The following is a 17,158-nucleotide window of genomic DNA, read 5'->3' as shown; positions in this document are numbered from 1 at the left end:
TATGGATTCCGCTCCAATCGGCATACTTGACTCCGGCGTCGGAGGCCTAACTGTTGCCCGCGCGGTAATGGATAAGCTGCCGGGTGAACAGATTCTTTACGTTGGTGACACGGCGCATTCGCCGTACGGCACAAAACCCATTGCCTACGTGCGCGAACTCGCGCTGGACGTCATGGACCGTTTAGCCGAGCGCGGCGTGAAAATGCTTGTAATTGCGTGCAATACGGCATCGGCTGCCGTGCTTCGGGATGCGCGTGAACGGTACGAGGTTGACGCCGGCATCGCCGTGGTTGAAGTCATCCAACCGGCCGCCCGCCGAGCGGCCCGCACAACTCGAACTGGGCGAATCGGAATCATTGGTACCGAAGCCACAGTCACATCCGGCGCCTATCTGGATGCGCTCGCGGCTGTTCCCGGCCTCGAAATCGTGCAACAAGCAGCACCCAAGTTTGTTGAATTCGCTGAAGCTGGCATCACTACCGGCGATGAAGTGCTGGAAGTTGCCCGCGAATACTTAGAGCCAATTAAAGAGGCCGACGTTGACACCCTGGTGCTCGGGTGCACGCACTACCCGCTACTGACAGGTGTTATCTCCTACGTGATGGGGGAGGACGTGCAGCTCGTGTCTTCGTCAGAGTCCGCGGCCCGCGACGTTTACCGCCGCCTCGTGGAAGAGGATAAGCTGCGCGACCCGGGCCTAGGTGAGCCCGTGCCGGAGTTTTACGTGACCGGAGACGAGCGCAAGTTCGCCCCTCTGGCTAAGCGCTTCCTCGGCCCGCAGGTGGGAGATATTTCGCGCATGGAGGTGCACTCGTGAGGCTAACCGTAGTTGGATGCACCGGCTCCATGTCCGGGCCGTACTCTGCGGCGTCCGCATACTTGGTACAAGCTCGAGGAGCGGACTCCGACACTGGTCAAATCCGCACGTGGAACGTAATGATGGACCTTGGGCCCGGATCATTTGGCGCGCTGTGGCGCTACATTGACGCGCGGAAACTAGACGCAGTCCTGTTTTCACACCTGCACGCCGACCACATGGGAGACGTCATTTCACTGCAGGTCCACAGGCGCTGGTATCCCACCGGGCCGCTATCGCCCCTGTTACTTGCCGGGCCGGAGGGAATGATGGACCGGGTGCGCGGCATTGACGGGTACGCGCCTGACGAAACCTATGAGAAAGAGTTCGTGCCGGTGCAACTGGCCGACCGAGAACCGCTTCAAGTAGGGCCGCTTACCATCACGCCGTACGCGGCTAACCACACGGTTCCCGCGTTTGGATTCCGCGTGGAAGGCCCCTCTGAGGGCGATCCTTCGAGCCGCGTGGAGCTCGCCTACACGGGAGACACGGACACCTGCGACAGCATCCAAGAAATGGCAAACGGTGTCAGCCTACTTCTGTCTGAGGCTGGCTTCACCCGCGCCGACACCACCCGCGGCATCCATCTGACGGGTGGGAGAGCTGCGAAAATCGCGTGCGAGGCAGGCGTGGAGTCGCTCGTCCTCACCCACATTCAGCCCTGGACCGACCCGAAGATCGTCATCGCGGAGGCGCGTGAGGAGTGGGACGGCGCGATCTCCACCGCATACGCAGGGGCCACCTACTCGCTTTAAGGATTGGCCGCGCGGGGGCAGACGGGCCAAGGAAGCTAATATCGCCTGGAGCGGAGTAACGGCCCTGAAGCGAAGAAATCCCTGTTTTAGTTAGCTTTTGAGGGCCTCAACGATTCGCGGTGCAAGGGCCGTGAAAGCCTTAGCCCGATGCGAAATCTTATTCTTCTGTTCCGGGGCAAGTTGCGCATTTGTCTGGCTCATGCCCTCGGGTACGAAGATCGGATCGTAGCCAAAACCATTGTGGCCACGCGGCTCGTCTAGGAGCGTGCCGCGCATAACCCCGACCTCAACCGTTTCACTTCCACCCGGCGTCACGAGCGCAGCGGCACACACAAACTGGGCACCGCGATGCTGGGCATGAACGTCGTGTAACTGGCCCAACAGGAGATTTAGATTCCCCGCGTCATCGCCGTGGTGGCCCGCCCAGCGAGCGGAGAAAATTCCTGGCGCTCCGCCCAAAATATCCACGGCCAGGCCCGAATCATCAGCAACCGTGGGCAACCCCGTTGCCACAGCGAGCGCCCTCGCCTTAATGAGAGCATTGCCCTCGAACGAGGTCGCGTCTTCAACCGGGTCCGGCACATCAAAATCGCGTGTAGTGGCAATCTGATCCGCCGTGAGCGCAGGCATCAGGGGGGTGAGGATTGCGAGTAGCTCATCCACCTTATGCCTGTTCCCAGTAGCCAAAACCAGCTTGAAATCCGGCATTGTCTTGCCTCCTGCAAATTTGTTTCCAGCTTCTAACGATCTTCGGCAGGGCGCTTATTTTCCTCTTTGGGCTCCTGCAACTTCGCGTTGAACCGTTACAGTTCCTCAGCTAACGCAGCCAACTGAATTTCACGCAGCTGCTCACAGCCAACCTGGGCCAAACCAAGTAGCTGGTCAAGCTCACCTCGGTCAAACGGGGCGTGCTCAGCCGTGCCCTGCACCTCAATGAACTTACCCGACCCGGTCATCACCACATTCATATCCGTATCAGCGCGCACGTCCTCCTCGTACGGCAAATCCAACATTGGCACGCCATCGATAATGCCTACTGAAATAGCTGAAACCGAATCCAACAACACCTTACGATTTGCCTTATCAGGCGCGATCAACCCCTTCTTTTGTCCCCAGCTAATCGCGTCGGAAAGCGCCACAAAAGCACCCGTAATTGACGCGGTACGAGTGCCCCCATCGGCCTGCAAAACATCGCAGTCAAGAACAATCGTGTTCTCACTCAAAGCCGCCGTGTTCACAACCGCGCGCATACTGCGGCCAATAAGACGTGAAATCTCGTGCGTACGGCCCCCAATCTTGCCGCGCACAGACTCGCGCTGCGAACGCGACGAGGTTGCACGCGGGAGCATCGCATACTCGGCGGTTACCCAGCCCTCGCCACTACCCGTGCGCCAGCGCGGCACGCCCTCAGTCAAAGACGCCACACAAAGCACGCGAGTATTACCAAACTCGATCAGGCAAGAACCCTCCGCATTATCAATCCAGCCGCGCTGAACCTTAACTGGACGAAGCTCGTCAAGAGCGCGTCCATCATGCCTAACCATTGAAACATTCTTCGAATCACTCATACTTCAACCGTACCGCGTAATAGCGTGGAAACATGAACATGCCACTACCGCTCTCACAAGGCAGCTGGGACCCCTGCACCTATGCGCGTCCATTCATTGACCCGCGAGCAGTCGCCAAACGCGAAATCCCCGCCAAAACAATGTACGACACCATTGCGCAACACTGCGGCGACCTCCAAGTTGAAACCACCTTTGCCTACCTGATCAGTGAACGAGGCCGGTTCATCCCCAGCTCTCAAGGCGGAGCAAGGCACGGCCTCGACGGCGTGGATCCGCACCAGATCAAACGAGTTTTCTTTCTCGGAGCGCAGGGTCGCGCTGCCCTCCTCGGTATTCAACTACACCCCACAGACAGTGACGGATATGCCGACCTGCGTCAAAATACCCACCTTGACCCAACGGATGTGCAACTGCTGGCAACCTGCTCCGGGCTGGCAAACTGGCACGACAATGGCGCTTTTTGTGCGCGCTGCGGCGAGCGCACAACCTACGCAGCCGCAGGGTGGGAGCGCAAATGTCTGGGCTGTGCGCGCATCGAATACCCGCGAACCGACCCGTCAATAATCGTTGCGATTCACGATCAAAACGATCGCATTCTAGTAGCGCACAACACGCGGTGGCGGCCAACATACGCCTCCCTAGTAGCCGGATTCATGGAAATGGGCGAAGCACCCGAACAGACCGTCGCGCGAGAAACACTAGAAGAAGTTGGACTACGCGTAGACCGGATCGAATACGTCGCATCCCAAGCATGGCCCTTCCCCCGATCCCTCATGCTCGGCTACCGTGCGCGGGTTGTGGACGGAGCCGGGTTGGAACCGACTGTGGACGGAGTCGAGATCGACTGGGCCCGGTGGTACACGCGCGAAGAATACGGCGCCGCCCTTAAAAATGGGCAGATCGAAGCACCCGGCCCCATCTCCATCGCCCGCGCCATCATCCGCCACTGGTACGGACAGCCCCTGCCCGGCGACGAGTAGCCCTGTTACGGGCGCGCCGCTTTGGCGAGCAGGCGCCACCCAAGCCTGACAGCGACTTTGGTTTCCTCTGCCCCGAGTAGCCACCCCCTGCGCAACCCAGGGCAACAAGGAGCACCTTGACCATCGCGCGGTCACTCGCTCAAACCGTCATCCACCGGCCTGAAAACCGGGAAAAACCACGCGAATTAGGTAAATTTTGCAATCCACAACCAACGCGCCCACAATTTGATGTCCGCCCCCTAACGCATAATGGTTGAGGACAGGAGGTAAAGCAGATTGGGACAAGATCCAGACGCCCTACTTGAAGCACTTGACCCGGAGCAACGCCAAGTGGCCATGCAAGTTACCGGGCCGCTATCCGTGCTGGCCGGCGCCGGAACCGGTAAAACCCGTGCCATCACCTACAGGCTTGCATACGGCAGTGCTATAGGCGCGTTTGATCCGGGATCTGTCCTCGCTGTCACCTTCACCCAACGCGCAGCCGCCGAGATGCGCACGCGGCTGCGAGACCTGGGCGTGCCCGGCGCGCAAGCCAGAACTTTCCACTCCGCCGCACTACGCCAACTTCGCTACTTCTGGCCACGAGCCATTGGCGGGCCCATGCGGCCCATCATGGACTACAAAGCACCCATCGTCGCCAACGCCGCCAGACGCCTGGGGCTGTCCATAGACAAGACCGCAATTCGCGACATGTCCGCAGAGATTGAATGGGCAAAAGTCTCCATGATCGGGCCCGATGCGTACGTTGACACCGCCACAACGCAGCTACGCGAAGCGCCCGCCGACCTCGACCTCGAAACCATGGCAAACCTGCTGGCCGCATACGAAGATTCCAAAGACGAGCGGGGCGTCATCGACTTCGAAGACGTCCTCCTTCTGCTAACAGGCCTTCTTCAGGAACGCAACGATATCGCGCGAGCCGTGCGATCCCAATACCGCAACTTCGTTGTCGATGAATTCCAAGACGTGTCAGCTCTTCAATTCGCACTCCTCCAAGAATGGCTCGGCGGCCGGCACGATGTTTGCGTAGTAGGAGACGTAGCCCAAACAATTTACTCCTTCGCCGGAGCAGACCCGGCCTATCTCGTAAATTTCGAAAAATACCATCCCGGAGCGCGGCGCGTGCAACTCAACCGAGATTACCGCTCCACGCCGCAAATCGTTTCCATTGCTAACAAAGTCCTCGAAGGAACCGCGAATACCCGACGTAGAAATACCGCTGCGGGCAAAGGCATGCCCGAAGGCGCCGTTCGACTCAAATCGCAGCGCCCCTCAGGGCCGGCCGTGTCTTTCGTCTCCTACGCCGACGACCAATCCGAAGCAGCCGGTATCGCCGCCCACATCAAATCCCTAACAGAAGACGGCGTACCACTTCAAGACATCGCGATCCTCTACCGCACTAATGCGCAATCCGAAGCCTTCGAACAAGCGCTCACGGACGCCGGCATAGGTTTCATCATTCGCGGGGGAGAGAAGTTCTTTGAACGCGAAGAAATTCGACGCGCGATGGTGATCCTGCGTCAGCTGGTACGCATTAACCTGCCGGGTGCTGCCACGAATTCTGGAGGAGGGAGTGAAGCCAGAAATCTAGACGCACCCGGTAAACCAGAACAGGTGGACGCTAGCGGGCTGGGCCTTGAAGAGAACACCGTCGAAGCAGTCAAGAACGTTGCTTCCGGGCTGGGTTGGACGGTGAAACCTCCATCAGGGCAGGGTGCGGTACGGGAAAAATGGGAGAGTCTCGACGCCCTCGTGAACCTTGCCATTGAGCGAGAAGATTTGCCGCTTGCTGAGTTTGTGCAAGAGCTCAATGAACGAGCCGAAGCTCAGTTGGCCCCCACCATTTCTGGCGTCACCCTCTCATCACTACATGCTGCGAAAGGCCTGGAATGGGAAGCCGTCTTCCTTGCGGGTACATCCGAGGGTTTACTTCCCATCTCGCTTGCAAAAACACCGGAAGCGATTGAGGAGGAGCGGCGTTTGCTCTATGTGGGAGTAACCAGAGCGAAAACACGCCTCGTGGTTTCCTACGCCAAATCGCGCGGAGCAGGCAGAAACAAGACGCGTGAGAACTCGAGATTCCTCGACTCGATTTGGCCCGTTGAAGAGTACAAACCCATCAAGCCTAAACGTGTCGCTCCCAAGTTGAAAGACGAGCTTGCCGACGCTCCCGAAGATGTAAAGCGTCTATTCGAAGAACTCAGACAATGGCGCTTGCAGTTATCGAAAGAGATCTCCAAACCGGCCTACACCATATTCACCGACCGCACGCTCATGGCCATAGCCGACGCGAAACCCGAAACGCTGATTCAACTGCGGACAATCCCCGGTATTGGAGCCACTAAGAGCGAAAAGTACGGCGCCGATGTTCTGAAGATTATTCGAGACTTTGCGGGGGAATGAAACGCGGGCGAGGGCCGCTTTGTTTATGCGCCCGGGGAAGCGCCGCTTTGTTGCTGCAGCCTCGGCGCTCGCCAGGAGGCGGGGGCGAAAACCTGCTTTGTGCTCCCACTGCGACACTAGTGTGTTTCCTCCATTTCGCTGACTTATCTTTTTAGTCGTGATCCGATTGCTTCTGCACCGGAACCTTCACACTCGCTGGCAGGCCAGTGCATGAGCATTCGCGGTGGATCGGCCAGCTGAATCTATCCACAACAAAATTCTCGTCAATGAACCGAACCTCGCCCGGTGGCAAACCATAACCATCTATCTCGTTCGCCACCAGGCGCGCCGTCATCATTGCCGAGGCTGCTATCAAGTCAGGGGAGAGGCTCGGAAATGGTTGATGGCGACACTGAACCTGCAACGCGGGCCACTCCTCGTCAACGTCGCGTAAGTTGCGGTCCACGCACTCCAGACACGGGGATCCGCCCGTGCGGACAAATGGGCCAACCTGGACATTATCCTCGTTAAAAATTACTGATAGTAACGGGATACCCGAATCCTGCCACTCACGGATCAGCGAGTATGACGATGCCCTCGCGAACAACGCAATAATGAGATGTGGTTCAGATGCCAACGGCTTGCCCAAACCAACACTCCGATTTAACGTTGTGCGCGAAGAATTGCCCATGTCATCGCCCAAATACCGCAGGTCAAGTCGTTTGATCGACGCGCCGCGAAGCGACTCCACGAGGGCTGACAAATAGGTCCTCATCTTGAGGAACTGCGTGGGATCGCCACAACTGTGCGCCACTATGTCAACGCGGATCTGCTCGCGCTTGCCGAGGGCGTTGGTGGTGCCATCTCTTCGCATTAGTCGCTTACTGTCACTGGTTGACTGCACCTCTGCGGCAAGCTGGGTTAGATGGCGCTGTTTTAGTAGATCTTCAAGCTTGTGGACGCGAGCTTCAGAAATATTGCGCTTCTTCGCGCGTGCATGTGTGGCTGTGTTGGACGAGTGGAACTTCAAACTCTGCAAGTAGGACTGCTCTACGGGTTCAAGACCGGTGAGTACTGTGCTCGCTGGCCCCATGCCAACTTGTACGTCTCCGTTCGCGCGAACAAAAACGGCTGTTCCTTCACGAAGCTGCATTGCTCCTCCTTGGATCCGCGTGGGGCTCTACTTGTGCCAACCGGGCAGCAGGTTGACCGGGCTTGTGTCTTTCTATGGGTCTCACGATTCCAGAATGTGCCGGCAGGGTCCAGGGGTGGGTCGCCGCTGTGGAAAACCTGCTCTTTCATCGATTCAGACCCAAAGCGGCCAAAACGGGGTGCCGTTTGGACAGTTCCCCTCACAGATGTAGCTGCAGTCACCGCCTCGTGCGTGATTCAGACCCAAAATGGCCGAAAGCAGTCTCCAATTTGCGGCTTTCCCTCACGGATGCGGTGAGGGGTTTCGACTCTTGATGGTATTCAGACCCAAAACGGTCAAAACGAGGTGCCATTTGGACAGTTCCCCTCACGGACGTGGTTGCAGTTGAGCCGCGTTGCGGTATTCAGAGGTGAACTGGCGGTTGAAGAGCCCGAAGGTTGTAGCGCGTCCCTAAAACTATTGGCGAATCTGTCTTTGCTTTGCCGCCTATCTCGCTTACGGCGCAATTGTTGCTTTCCGAGTTCTGCATCCATTGTTGAAGCTCGACACGAGCAATATTCAGGTGATTATCCTCGGGGCGGTTGTCGGAGCTATCTGCGTCGGGCTGATTGAGGTTACCTGGAGGGTTCTTCACAGATTCAGAGATCGCCAACCGGTTTAGTAAATTGCTTCTCTCCTATCCATAGGAACCGATAATCCATAGGGCATTCACAGTTTTTAATTTTCCGGGCTACTATTGAATGTTGATCACGGAGGTCATCCGTTAAATAGACGTTTTTGTGGGAGGCATCATGGATGAGTTCTTTTGGGGCGTTGAGAGCCCTGGCATGATCGACTGGTCGGCTATGCCGACATACAACACGATTATGGCGGTGGCAGCAGGTGCTGCGCTGATCGCTTTGGCGATGATGCTGGGGGACTTGAGGAAGTCGCTGGAGGGCAAGCCGTTTAAGGCTGATGGCTACTCGATGGCATTCGGTGCTCTTGGGCTGATTCTGGTGACTACCGGTTTCCACATGACCACTACTTGGCCACTAGCCGCTGGAGGCTTCGCGTACGACAACATCATCTTCGGTGAGACCTGCCTCGGTTTCGGTGCGTTGCTGATCTTCGCATGTTTTTACCTTTGGAAGCGTCGCAATGACCTTATGGAGTCTGAGGACGCTTACTCAGATTTGCTGAGTACCGCTAAGCCACTTTCCATCTTCGCGGGTGGTTTGGGCTTGGGGCTTTGGGGTATTTCCCTGGCCGGCGTCATGTACAGGCTGTTCACCGCGCCGCCTCAGGAACCAATCTCCGGTTTCTTCGCTACCTGGCCTTGGTTTGAAGCAATCTTCATGTCGGTCTTCTTCTTCGTCATCGGCCTGGCTTGCGTGCTGTTCCCGTTTGGCGTTTTCCGGGCCTCGAATGAGGCCAACAGCGAAGCTAAGGGCGGCGGCCTGATGGCTCTCGTGATGCGTTTGTGGATGATTTGCGGCATTCTGATCGGGCTGTTTGGCTGTTTGAACTTCTACACGCACATCGGACTCATCGTAAACACGATGTAGCATTTCATAACTTCAAAAATGTGGGAGCCTTAGCTCCCACATTTTCTATGTCAGGACGGATAGGAGAGTTCCCGTCGAGATGCCCAGGCCGATGAAAAGGCGGATGACGAGGGCGCCGAAGCTTCGCGCATCAACGTCCTCTAAGAGAACATAACTAACCCCGGAGGTCAGGTATGCCTGGTATTGCCTTCGCTACTGATCCTCGTCATCGCGAGAGGTAGCATCATCCCCGGAGTCGTCGGCGGACCCATCCCGGCTATGATCCGAATCCGACCCTTCAACACCAGACACTGACCCCCTATCCTGAGAGCCTGATCCGTTGGCATCAGAATCTGACGCATCGGAAACGGTATCGGGGGAGCCTACGCGCTTTGCATCGCCCTCCGAATCTTGGCCCGGCTCAAGCCCCTCAGCCCAGCCCAGGGTGCCCTCCAACAACTGCTCCAGAGCGGCGTCAATGTCTGCATCGGCGTCGGCCTTTTGCTTACGGGCAAGCAGGAAAGCCTCCGGATTAGCAAGCTCCGTCGCCGTTGGAGCAAAGTCGGGGTGATTCCAAAGAGCATCGCGCTCATTGCGGCCTCGTTCGCTTGAAACAATCTGCCAAAGCTGCGCCGCATTACGCGCCTGGCGAGGACGTAACTTAAGGCCAATCAGTTTTTCAAGCATCTGCTCCGCGGCGCCACCCGAAACGCGCCGGCGACGCATCAACTCGCGCAACTGTTCAATGTGCGGCAGGTACGGGCGGCCAGCTTCGAGAGTGATCACCTCAACCCAACCTTCTACGAGTGCAAGTTGAGTCTCCAAATCCTCAAGCGCCTTCTCCTGCGCGGGAGTGGGCTCCCCGTTGAACGCCCCGGCTGTCATCGCATCCTGGAGCGCCGCCATGTCAGTGGGGTCAATCGAAGTGGCAGCCTCGTAAATCGCATCCGTATCAATACGGATCTCGGCCGCGTAGTTCTGCACGGACTGCAAGATCTCTGACCGCAACCAGGACACGGAATGGAACAGCCTGGCGTGCGCGACCTCTCGCAATGCGAGGAACTGGTAAACCTCATCCGTTGGGATATCCAGACCATCCACGAAGGAGTTCACATTAGGAACAACGAGGGCCGTACTACCCCCATCGGTTAGCGGAATGCCCACGTCGGTTGAACCGAACGCTTCATGAGAGAGGCCACCGAGGGCCTCGCCGATCTGGCCGGCAAAAACCGCTGCGGAGAGACGCTCCATCATGGGCTGCGCCTGGGTGAACATGGCAGACAACCCCTCCGGCAATTCGCCGATTCCCTGATTCGTCATCTGATCCATCTGCTGCTTCAAAGCATCCGAGAGGGCGCGCGTTGCATTCACCGCAACCGGCTCGACCATCTGCTTCCACGTGTCAAGGGTGTTGTCCACCCAGTCAGAGCGGCGCCATGCGTGGCGTTCACCTTGCGGAGGAGTTAAATCCGTGACCGCATCCAGCCACAAATCGCCAACCTGTAGTGCTTGGCGGATACGCTGGCCCTCCGCTGCAGAAATCTGCAAGTCGCCGTCTCCCCATGCGCGGTGGCGGGCGATCTCATGGGCCATCTTCCAGTTGATTGGACCGCTACTTGAACTCATCATGTAGTTCAGTTGCCCAAGCATCGAGCGCATCTCTTCGGGAGTGCCGGGGAACTTCATGCCGGCGCCCATCGACGCGGGGTCAACGCCGCTAGAGCGCACCGCCTTTATCATCTCGTCAGCAGCTTCCCTGCCGAGCATGCTTCGCAGTATGTCCTCCCACGGCGACCTCTTGCTGTCATCGTTCGAGTCAAACATGTCCGGGTTGTTTTCACTCATGTCCTACAAATTACCGCCTCTTTTGAAATGTCGCGCTGAGAGAGCGTGGGATGAGGGTGTTTTTGGCTGGTATTTAGCGGTTTAGCCCGTAGCGAACTGATCCTATACGTGAAGGGAAGTGGTGGAGAAGAAGGGGTGTAACTGCCGGGAATTGAACCATGACATTCACGTGCGTGAGGGGAAGTGGGCTGTAGTGCGCGAGATTGCTAAAGATATGGGATGGCATTCACGTGCGTGAGCGGAAGTGGCTGGTTTCGTGCGTAGACCCGCCACTTCCGGTCTGAATGTCGAAGGAGCGCTTGGTTGGAATCAGCTGCGTGAGTGGAAGTGGTCAATCAGACTCCCTTTTCGACCACTTTGTATCTGAATACGCATTGGTGAGTAGAGACTCAACTGCATCCGTGAGGGGAAGTGACGGTTTTGGGGGCTGAACCTGCCAGCTCCCCTCACGCACATAATGACCCCGCGCCTCTTTGCACTTGGAAAAGTTCGAGTCATTCGCGCAAAATGGTTTCGGCGGTCCACACAGTGCTAGGCCGGTTGGAGGAACACATGGCTATCGAGTATTACAACGCTCCTTCGGAAATTAACGAGGACGGCGAGAATCAGCCTGCCGGTGAACGTTCCCTCCGTAGAAAAATCGGACGGTGGGGCGCGCTAATAGGCGCGTTAGTTCTGGTCGGAGTCATTGCATTCGCGGTTCCGATGCCGTATGTGATTACGTCTCCGGGGCCGACGTACGACGTCCTCGGTTCTATGAATGGCGATCCTGTAATCGAAATTGCCGCGCCCGACGTTGCGAAGCAGTCCGAGGGGCAGCTACGCATGGTCACCGTGTCGAGTTTAGGCGGTCCGGATGCACACGTGTCCCTCGTGGATTTTCTACTGGCGAAGCTAGATCCGTCGAGCAATGTAAGGCCGGTGGAGGAGGTCTATCCGCGTGACCTTACCCGCGAAGAATTGGATGAGCTCAGTAAAATCCAAATGACCTCGTCGCAGTCGACCGCCGCCTCAGTGGCGTTGGAGGAGCTCGGCTACGACGTGGACGTGACCATGACGGTTGCGGGCGCAACATCGGGATCGCACGCTGAGGGTGTGGTCGAGGAGGGCGATGTGCTCCAAGCGATCATCACTCCGGATGGGGAGAGGCATGCGGTTGACCGACCGTCGGTTCCGTTCGCGCTTCCAAAGACTCTCCCGCCAGAAATACCCGTGAAACTGGAAATCTTGCGTAACGGTGAGAAGAAAACCCTTGCCATGCGCACCTATCTGCCTGAGGAGACGGGGCCGGACTTTATGGGTTCTCGGTTCGGTATCTACCTGAGCGCGGACGTGAAACTACCTGTCGACGTAACAATTCACCTGGAGAACGTCGGCGGCCCATCGGCCGGTTTGATGTTCGCACTCGGAATCATCGACAAGTTCACCGGCGGCGATTCAACCGGCGGTGCGATTATCGCGGGCACCGGTGCGATCGGATATGACGGTGCGGTGCAGCCAATCGGCGGCATTGTGCAGAAAATGTACGGTTCAAAGCGTGATGGTGCCCAGTGGTTCCTTGCCCCGAAGTCGAATTGCGACGAGGCGGTGGGAAACATCCCCGATGGCCTAGAGGTTTGGCCGGTTTCGACGCTCGCGGAAGCACGCGAGGCGGTGCAGGCCATCTCGAAGGGAGCCACTATCGATCACCCGGTGTGCGAGGCCAAGTGATCCTTCGCCGGGCATGAAGGCGCTTCGGGTCCTCTCCCGCTGGCCCAGGGTTCCTGCGGCGTACACCATTCCGACCTAAATTGGCGTGTGCCCGGCTTAGATTAGGCACTTCCCCTCACAGACGTGGCAAGGCGATTACTTATCTACAAGTATTCAGACCCAAACTGGCAAAAACCGAGCGCTGATTAGGCACTTCCCCTCACGGATGTGGTTGAAGCCGTATCGTTTTGCGGTATTCCGAGGGGAACTGGCAGATTCGGCGTGCAAAACCGCCACTTCCCCTCACGCACCTTCACTAGCGCGAGGAGTGTAGAACAACTAGCGCGAGAAGTGTGAAGCCGCCGCGAGAGCGGGAGGTTAGCAGCCGCGGCCGCCGCCCCCACAGCCAGCGTCGTCGCCTTGTCCGCTCCCGGACCCGCAGCCTCCTCCGGACCCGCAGCCGCAGCCGCTACCGCATCCTCCTGGCCGGCGCTCTTCGGCGGGTATGAACGTGGTGAACAAGGCTTCAACCAGGCCGGGAACGAGGTTGGTGCCTTCGGCGACCTCATCATCGTTATCATGCGAGCGGGCTCGCACAGCACACCAGGACTCGCCGGTACGGAGAACGCCCGCAACAATGCGGACCTCGTCCCGGTCAGGGTGATTAGCGAAGAACTCGACGGCCTCTACCGGATCGGCGGGCGCCTGCTCCTGCACGGCGGGCGGAACCATCACTCGTTCGGTGGCAACTGCTGCGCCCGCAACCGACTCGGGCCAGCCCAGTTGCGCGAGGGTTTCCTCCAGATCTTCGCCAGGCAAATCCTCCTGAATGACTGCAGTGAGGGCGGTCTCGGTGCCGTCCCAGCTGGCCTCGAGGTGTGCGCGCATGTCCGCGGGGACTTCCTCCAAAGCCAACAACTCTCCCGTGGGTACCAGTGCGTAAACAGTGGAGGCGTGATCCCACCCCAAGGCCGAGGCCGCTCGCTCAATCTCGTGCACAGCGTGCGTGAGGCCAAGCTGGGCACCGGTTACGCCATTTGACTTGGGGGAGGCTGGTGCAGCCTCGTCCTCGTTAAACATTGTTCACTTCCTTTGTCCGTAGCTCGCCCTACACTTGAACCAGAACGTTCAGCCCCGATCGGTAGCGCGTAAGGCAGGTATGCTAAGCACCATTATTCCCGTGTGCCTTATGCCTCGCCAATCGGTAGACTGGACGGACGATGTAAGCAAACTCGCTAGTTTTCGAGAGGAAAAACGTGAGCGGTTTTCCATTCCAGGGCTTTCCTGAGCAGCCTCGGCCGCAAAAGCCCAGTCATCCTAAGAAAGGGATGACGCCTTTCCGGATCACCATCTTGGTGCTTGTGATTCTTGGGGCGTTCATCTACGTTGCGTCCGATTTGTGGACGCAGGTCCTTTGGTTCAACCAGTTGGAAGCCCAACGAGTGCTGTGGACCAAGTGGCTGTCGATTCTAGCGATTGTCGCTGTGGCAACGGTTGTGAACGCCACTATTGTTGGCCTGAACATGAACTGGGCGCACAAGAAACGTCCGCGTTCAATGCTTGGAGGCCGTAGCGAAAGCCTAATGCAGTATCAGGAGAAAATGACGTCGCTGCGACGCGTCATTTTCTGGGGAGTTCCGCTGGTTATCGGTCTGTTCACTGGCCTCGGGCTTGCCGCAGATTGGCGGCAGATCATCATGTGGATGAACCGAACTCCGTTCGGAGTTACGGATCCGCAGTTCAACACCGACGTTTCGTTCTACGTGTTCACCTTGCCGCTCTTGAAGATGATCCTCTCGCTTTTCACAACGGTGTTTGTCGTGAGCCTTCTCGCTTCCATCGTGGTGCACTACCTTTACGGTGCTATTCAGGTGGCTCCTCGTTTTCGGGTTACGAGGCCGGCTCGGCGTCAGGTTGGAATCCTTGCGGCAATCCTGTCGCTAGTGGTTGGCCTGCGCTATTGGATTGCCCCTTACCGGGCGCTGGTTGAGACCACCGGATCACCTTCGGATGGCGCCCTGTACACGCAGGTTAATGCTTACATTCCGGCGCAGCTGATACTCGCGGTTATCTCGGTGCTTGTAGCGATACTCTTCGTGGTTGCGGCCTTCCGCGGCACATGGCACCTGCCCGTGGCGGGTGTTGCTGTTACGGTGGTTTCCGCCCTTGTTCTGGGAATGGCATACCCTGCGCTGATCCAACAGTTCAAGGTGCGTCCAAACGAGCGCGCCCTGCAGTCGCCCTACATTCAGCGCAACATTGACGCGACGCTTGCGGCATATGACCTCGAGGATGTTGAAGTTCAGACCTACGCGGCGAGGACTGATACCGCCACTGGCCAGCTCCGTGACGATGCGGCGTCAACGCAGCAGATCCGTCTTATTGACCCGGACATAATTTCACCGACTGTTCGACAGCTAAAGCAGTCGCGCTCGTACTATACGTTCGAGGATCAGCTGAACGTTGATCGTTACGAGATTGACGGTCAGAAGAGGGACACGGTTATCGCGGTTCGCGAGATCGACCTCGAGGGCCTCGACAACAACGAACAGAACTGGGTTAACAGGCACACCATTTTCACGCACGGATACGGCGTGGTGGCCGCTTACGGCAACAGGGTTGACTCGAAGGGTGAGCCGCAGTGGTGGGAGGACGGTATTCCTTCCACCGGCGACGTTGGAGAGTATGAGCAGAGGGTGTATTTCTCGCCGAACTCGCCCGAATACTCGATTGTTGGCGCTCCTGAAGGATCCGACCCGCTCGAGTTGGACTACCCCGATGAGCAGTCCGGCGGCCAGGTTCCAACCACGTTCGATGGTGATGGTGGCCCGTCCATTGGCAACTTCTTCAACAAACTCCTGTTTGCAATCAAGTTCCAGTCGACGAACATCTTCTTCGCGTCTCAGATTAACTCTGAATCGCAGATTCTGTACGACCGTGACCCGGCACTACGAGTTTCGAAGGTTGCACCCTACCTCACGCTTGACCGTAGGCCCTACCCGGCAGTGGTGGACGTGGATGGTGACCCGTCCACGCCTAAACGCCTCGTGTGGATCGTGGATGCTTACACCACGTCGAACCACTATCCGTATGCGCAGCACGTGAATGTTTCCGCAGCAACTGCGGATGCCTCCACGCAGGATTCAGCGCTGTACGCCGCGCAGCCGAACATCAACTACATGCGTAACTCGGTGAAGGCAGTGGTTGATGCCTACGACGGTTCAGTTTCCCTCTACCAGTGGGATGAGGAGGATCCGATCCTTAAGTCCTGGATGAAGACCTTCCCCGGTCAGGTGAAGCCGCTCGCGGACATTTCGGGTGACCTGATGGCGCACCTTCGCTACCCGCAGGACCTGTTCAAGGTTCAGAGGTCGTTGCTTGCCGCATATCACGTGACCGAGGCCGGCGATTTCTACACGGGCGGTGACCGTTGGAGGCTGTCCGAAAACCCCACGTCAGTGCGAAACGTTGATGGCTCTACGCCAGTTCAGCCTCCGTACTACTTGACGATGCAGATGCCGGGCCAAGAAAGCGCAGAGTTCTCTTTGACCTCGGTATTCGTGCCGGGCGGACGTGCGGATCGAGAACCGATGGCAGGCTTCCTCGCTGTTGACTCTGAGACGGGGTCTGAGGCAGGTAAGGTGCGTGAGGGGTATGGTCAGTTGCGTCTGCTCGCGCTTCCATCCTCGACCACGGTGCCGGGGCCGGGCCAGGTGCAGAACAACTTCAACGCGAACGCGGAGATTGCGCGAGAGCTGAACCTGATGGACCAAGAAGGGTCCGAGGTAATCCTCGGAAATCTGCTGACTCTGCCTGTTGGTGGCGGCCTGCTATACGTGCAGCCGGTCTACCTACAGGGTACGGGTTCAACCAAGTACCCGGTTCTGCGTAAGGTCATGACCGCGTTTGGTGATTCCGTTGGCTTTAGTGAGACGCTTGAGGGCGCCCTCGATATGACATTCAAGGGTGACTCGGCGGCGGAGCTAGCTGAAGGCACGGGAAGTACGGACGGATCCGGATCGGGAGACGGTGAGGATTTGGACCTGTCGACCCAGCAGAAGCTGACCAGCGCCTTGCAAGGTGCACGTGATGCCATCATTGCGGGTGAGGACGCGATGAAGGCTGGCGATTGGGCCGAGTACGGTAAGCAGCAACAACGCTTGCAGAACTACTTGACTCAAGCACTGCGTTTGCAGAACGAGCTGGACACGCAAACTCAGCTCAGCCCTGAGGAGCTCACTGTTGACGCGCCTGAACCGACGGCCGCGCCCACTGAGCCGGAGGGCACAGCCGCTAAGTAGTAGCGTAAACTTGGGGCCTCCCGTCTGCCAGCGATAAGCTGGTAGGCGGGAGGCCTTGCTTTACCCGGGGGTGGGCGCCGCGGCGTTGCCTCCGGCGATGAGG

General features: G+C 57.9%; 12 protein-coding genes. 7 read left to right on the top strand and 5 right to left on the bottom strand.

Annotation, left to right across the window (positions count from 1 at the left end):
- Position 1: 1 nt before the first annotated feature.
- Positions 2 to 817 (top strand): glutamate racemase, encoded by an 816-nt coding sequence (gene murI / locus HMPREF1628_RS05745; protein ID WP_034509225.1) that lies wholly within the window; start codon positions 2 to 4, stop codon positions 815 to 817.
- Entirely contained in the window at positions 814 to 1,611 is a 798-nt protein-coding gene (locus tag HMPREF1628_RS05740) for an MBL fold metallo-hydrolase (RefSeq protein WP_034509222.1), read from the top strand. The genes murI and HMPREF1628_RS05740 overlap by 4 nt, the downstream gene beginning before the upstream one ends.
- Positions 1,612 to 1,701: 90 nt before the next feature.
- On the opposite strand, the gene rdgB is transcribed toward HMPREF1628_RS05740, so the two are convergent.
- A complete protein-coding gene (gene rdgB, locus HMPREF1628_RS05735; RefSeq protein ID WP_034509218.1) occupies positions 1,702 to 2,319 on the bottom strand; it encodes an RdgB/HAM1 family non-canonical purine NTP pyrophosphatase in 618 nt (205 codons plus the stop codon).
- 95 nt (positions 2,320 to 2,414) lie between these two features.
- Positions 2,415 to 3,179, bottom strand: coding sequence for a ribonuclease PH (rph, locus tag HMPREF1628_RS05730; protein ID WP_034509215.1), 765 nt, complete (start codon positions 3,177 to 3,179; stop codon positions 2,415 to 2,417).
- A 32-nt stretch (positions 3,180 to 3,211) separates the two neighbouring features.
- On the opposite strand from rph, the gene nudC reads away from it, so the two are divergent.
- A complete protein-coding gene (gene nudC / locus HMPREF1628_RS08670; protein ID WP_052038920.1) occupies positions 3,212 to 4,159 on the top strand; it encodes an NAD(+) diphosphatase in 948 nt (315 codons plus the stop codon).
- A gap of 276 nt (positions 4,160 to 4,435) precedes the next feature.
- The gene (locus HMPREF1628_RS05720) at positions 4,436 to 6,562 is read left to right on the top strand and encodes an ATP-dependent DNA helicase UvrD2 (protein ID WP_034509213.1); all 2,127 of its coding nucleotides are present in this window, start codon (positions 4,436 to 4,438) and stop codon (positions 6,560 to 6,562) included.
- A 151-nt stretch (positions 6,563 to 6,713) separates the two neighbouring features.
- Here the strand turns inward: HMPREF1628_RS05720 and HMPREF1628_RS05715 are convergent, their stop codons facing one another.
- On the bottom strand, positions 6,714 to 7,694 hold the full coding sequence (locus HMPREF1628_RS05715) for a hypothetical protein (protein ID WP_034509211.1): 981 nt from the start codon (positions 7,692 to 7,694) through the stop codon (positions 6,714 to 6,716).
- A 791-nt stretch (positions 7,695 to 8,485) separates the two neighbouring features.
- Here HMPREF1628_RS05715 and HMPREF1628_RS05710 point away from each other — a divergent pair.
- Positions 8,486 to 9,241 (top strand): DUF981 family protein, encoded by a 756-nt coding sequence (locus HMPREF1628_RS05710; RefSeq protein WP_034509208.1) that lies wholly within the window; start codon positions 8,486 to 8,488, stop codon positions 9,239 to 9,241.
- A gap of 192 nt (positions 9,242 to 9,433) precedes the next feature.
- On the opposite strand, the gene HMPREF1628_RS05705 is transcribed toward HMPREF1628_RS05710, so the two are convergent.
- The gene (locus HMPREF1628_RS05705; protein WP_084703268.1) at positions 9,434 to 11,065 is read right to left on the bottom strand and encodes a zinc-dependent metalloprotease; all 1,632 of its coding nucleotides are present in this window, start codon (positions 11,063 to 11,065) and stop codon (positions 9,434 to 9,436) included.
- 552 nt (positions 11,066 to 11,617) lie between these two features.
- On the opposite strand from HMPREF1628_RS05705, the gene HMPREF1628_RS05700 reads away from it, so the two are divergent.
- Positions 11,618 to 12,775, top strand: coding sequence for a YlbL family protein (locus HMPREF1628_RS05700; RefSeq protein WP_052038919.1), 1,158 nt, complete (start codon positions 11,618 to 11,620; stop codon positions 12,773 to 12,775).
- A 357-nt stretch (positions 12,776 to 13,132) separates the two neighbouring features.
- Here HMPREF1628_RS05700 and HMPREF1628_RS05695 read toward each other — a convergent pair whose 3' ends face one another.
- Positions 13,133 to 13,834: a PPA1309 family protein gene (locus HMPREF1628_RS05695; RefSeq protein WP_034509205.1), complete on the bottom strand. Its 702-nt coding sequence runs from the start codon at positions 13,832 to 13,834 to the stop codon at positions 13,133 to 13,135.
- A 176-nt stretch (positions 13,835 to 14,010) separates the two neighbouring features.
- Between HMPREF1628_RS05695 and HMPREF1628_RS05690 the strand changes: the two genes are divergently transcribed.
- Positions 14,011 to 17,055: a UPF0182 family membrane protein gene (locus HMPREF1628_RS05690; RefSeq protein WP_034509202.1), complete on the top strand. Its 3,045-nt coding sequence runs from the start codon at positions 14,011 to 14,013 to the stop codon at positions 17,053 to 17,055.
- Positions 17,056 to 17,158: the final 103 nt, after the last annotated feature.

This window comes from Actinomyces sp. S4-C9 (assembly GCF_000758775.1).
GTDB classification, from domain to species: Bacteria; Actinomycetota; Actinomycetes; order Actinomycetales; family Actinomycetaceae; genus Gleimia; species Gleimia europaea.
The sequence above is the reverse complement of the archived record's forward strand: the minus strand, read 5'-3'. Positions and strand labels throughout refer to the sequence as shown.

Excerpts from the sequence above, each read along its gene's own strand:
- HMPREF1628_RS05710 (WP_034509208.1), top strand. The coding sequence starts at position 8,486 with ATGGATGAGTTCTTTTGGGGCGTTGAGAGCCCTGGCATGATCGACTGG.
- murI (WP_034509225.1), top strand. The coding sequence starts at position 2 with ATGGATTCCGCTCCAATCGGCATACTTGACTCCGGCGTCGGAGGCCTA.
- HMPREF1628_RS05700 (WP_052038919.1), top strand. The coding sequence starts at position 11,618 with ATGGCTATCGAGTATTACAACGCTCCTTCGGAAATTAACGAGGACGGC.
- rph (WP_034509215.1), bottom strand. The coding sequence starts at position 3,179 with ATGAGTGATTCGAAGAATGTTTCAATGGTTAGGCATGATGGACGCGCT.
- HMPREF1628_RS05715 (WP_034509211.1), bottom strand. The coding sequence starts at position 7,694 with ATGCAGCTTCGTGAAGGAACAGCCGTTTTTGTTCGCGCGAACGGAGAC.
- HMPREF1628_RS05705 (WP_084703268.1), bottom strand. The coding sequence starts at position 11,065 with ATGAGTGAAAACAACCCGGACATGTTTGACTCGAACGATGACAGCAAG.
- rdgB (WP_034509218.1), bottom strand. The coding sequence starts at position 2,319 with ATGCCGGATTTCAAGCTGGTTTTGGCTACTGGGAACAGGCATAAGGTG.
- nudC (WP_052038920.1), top strand. The coding sequence starts at position 3,212 with ATGAACATGCCACTACCGCTCTCACAAGGCAGCTGGGACCCCTGCACC.
- HMPREF1628_RS05695 (WP_034509205.1), bottom strand. The coding sequence starts at position 13,834 with ATGTTTAACGAGGACGAGGCTGCACCAGCCTCCCCCAAGTCAAATGGC.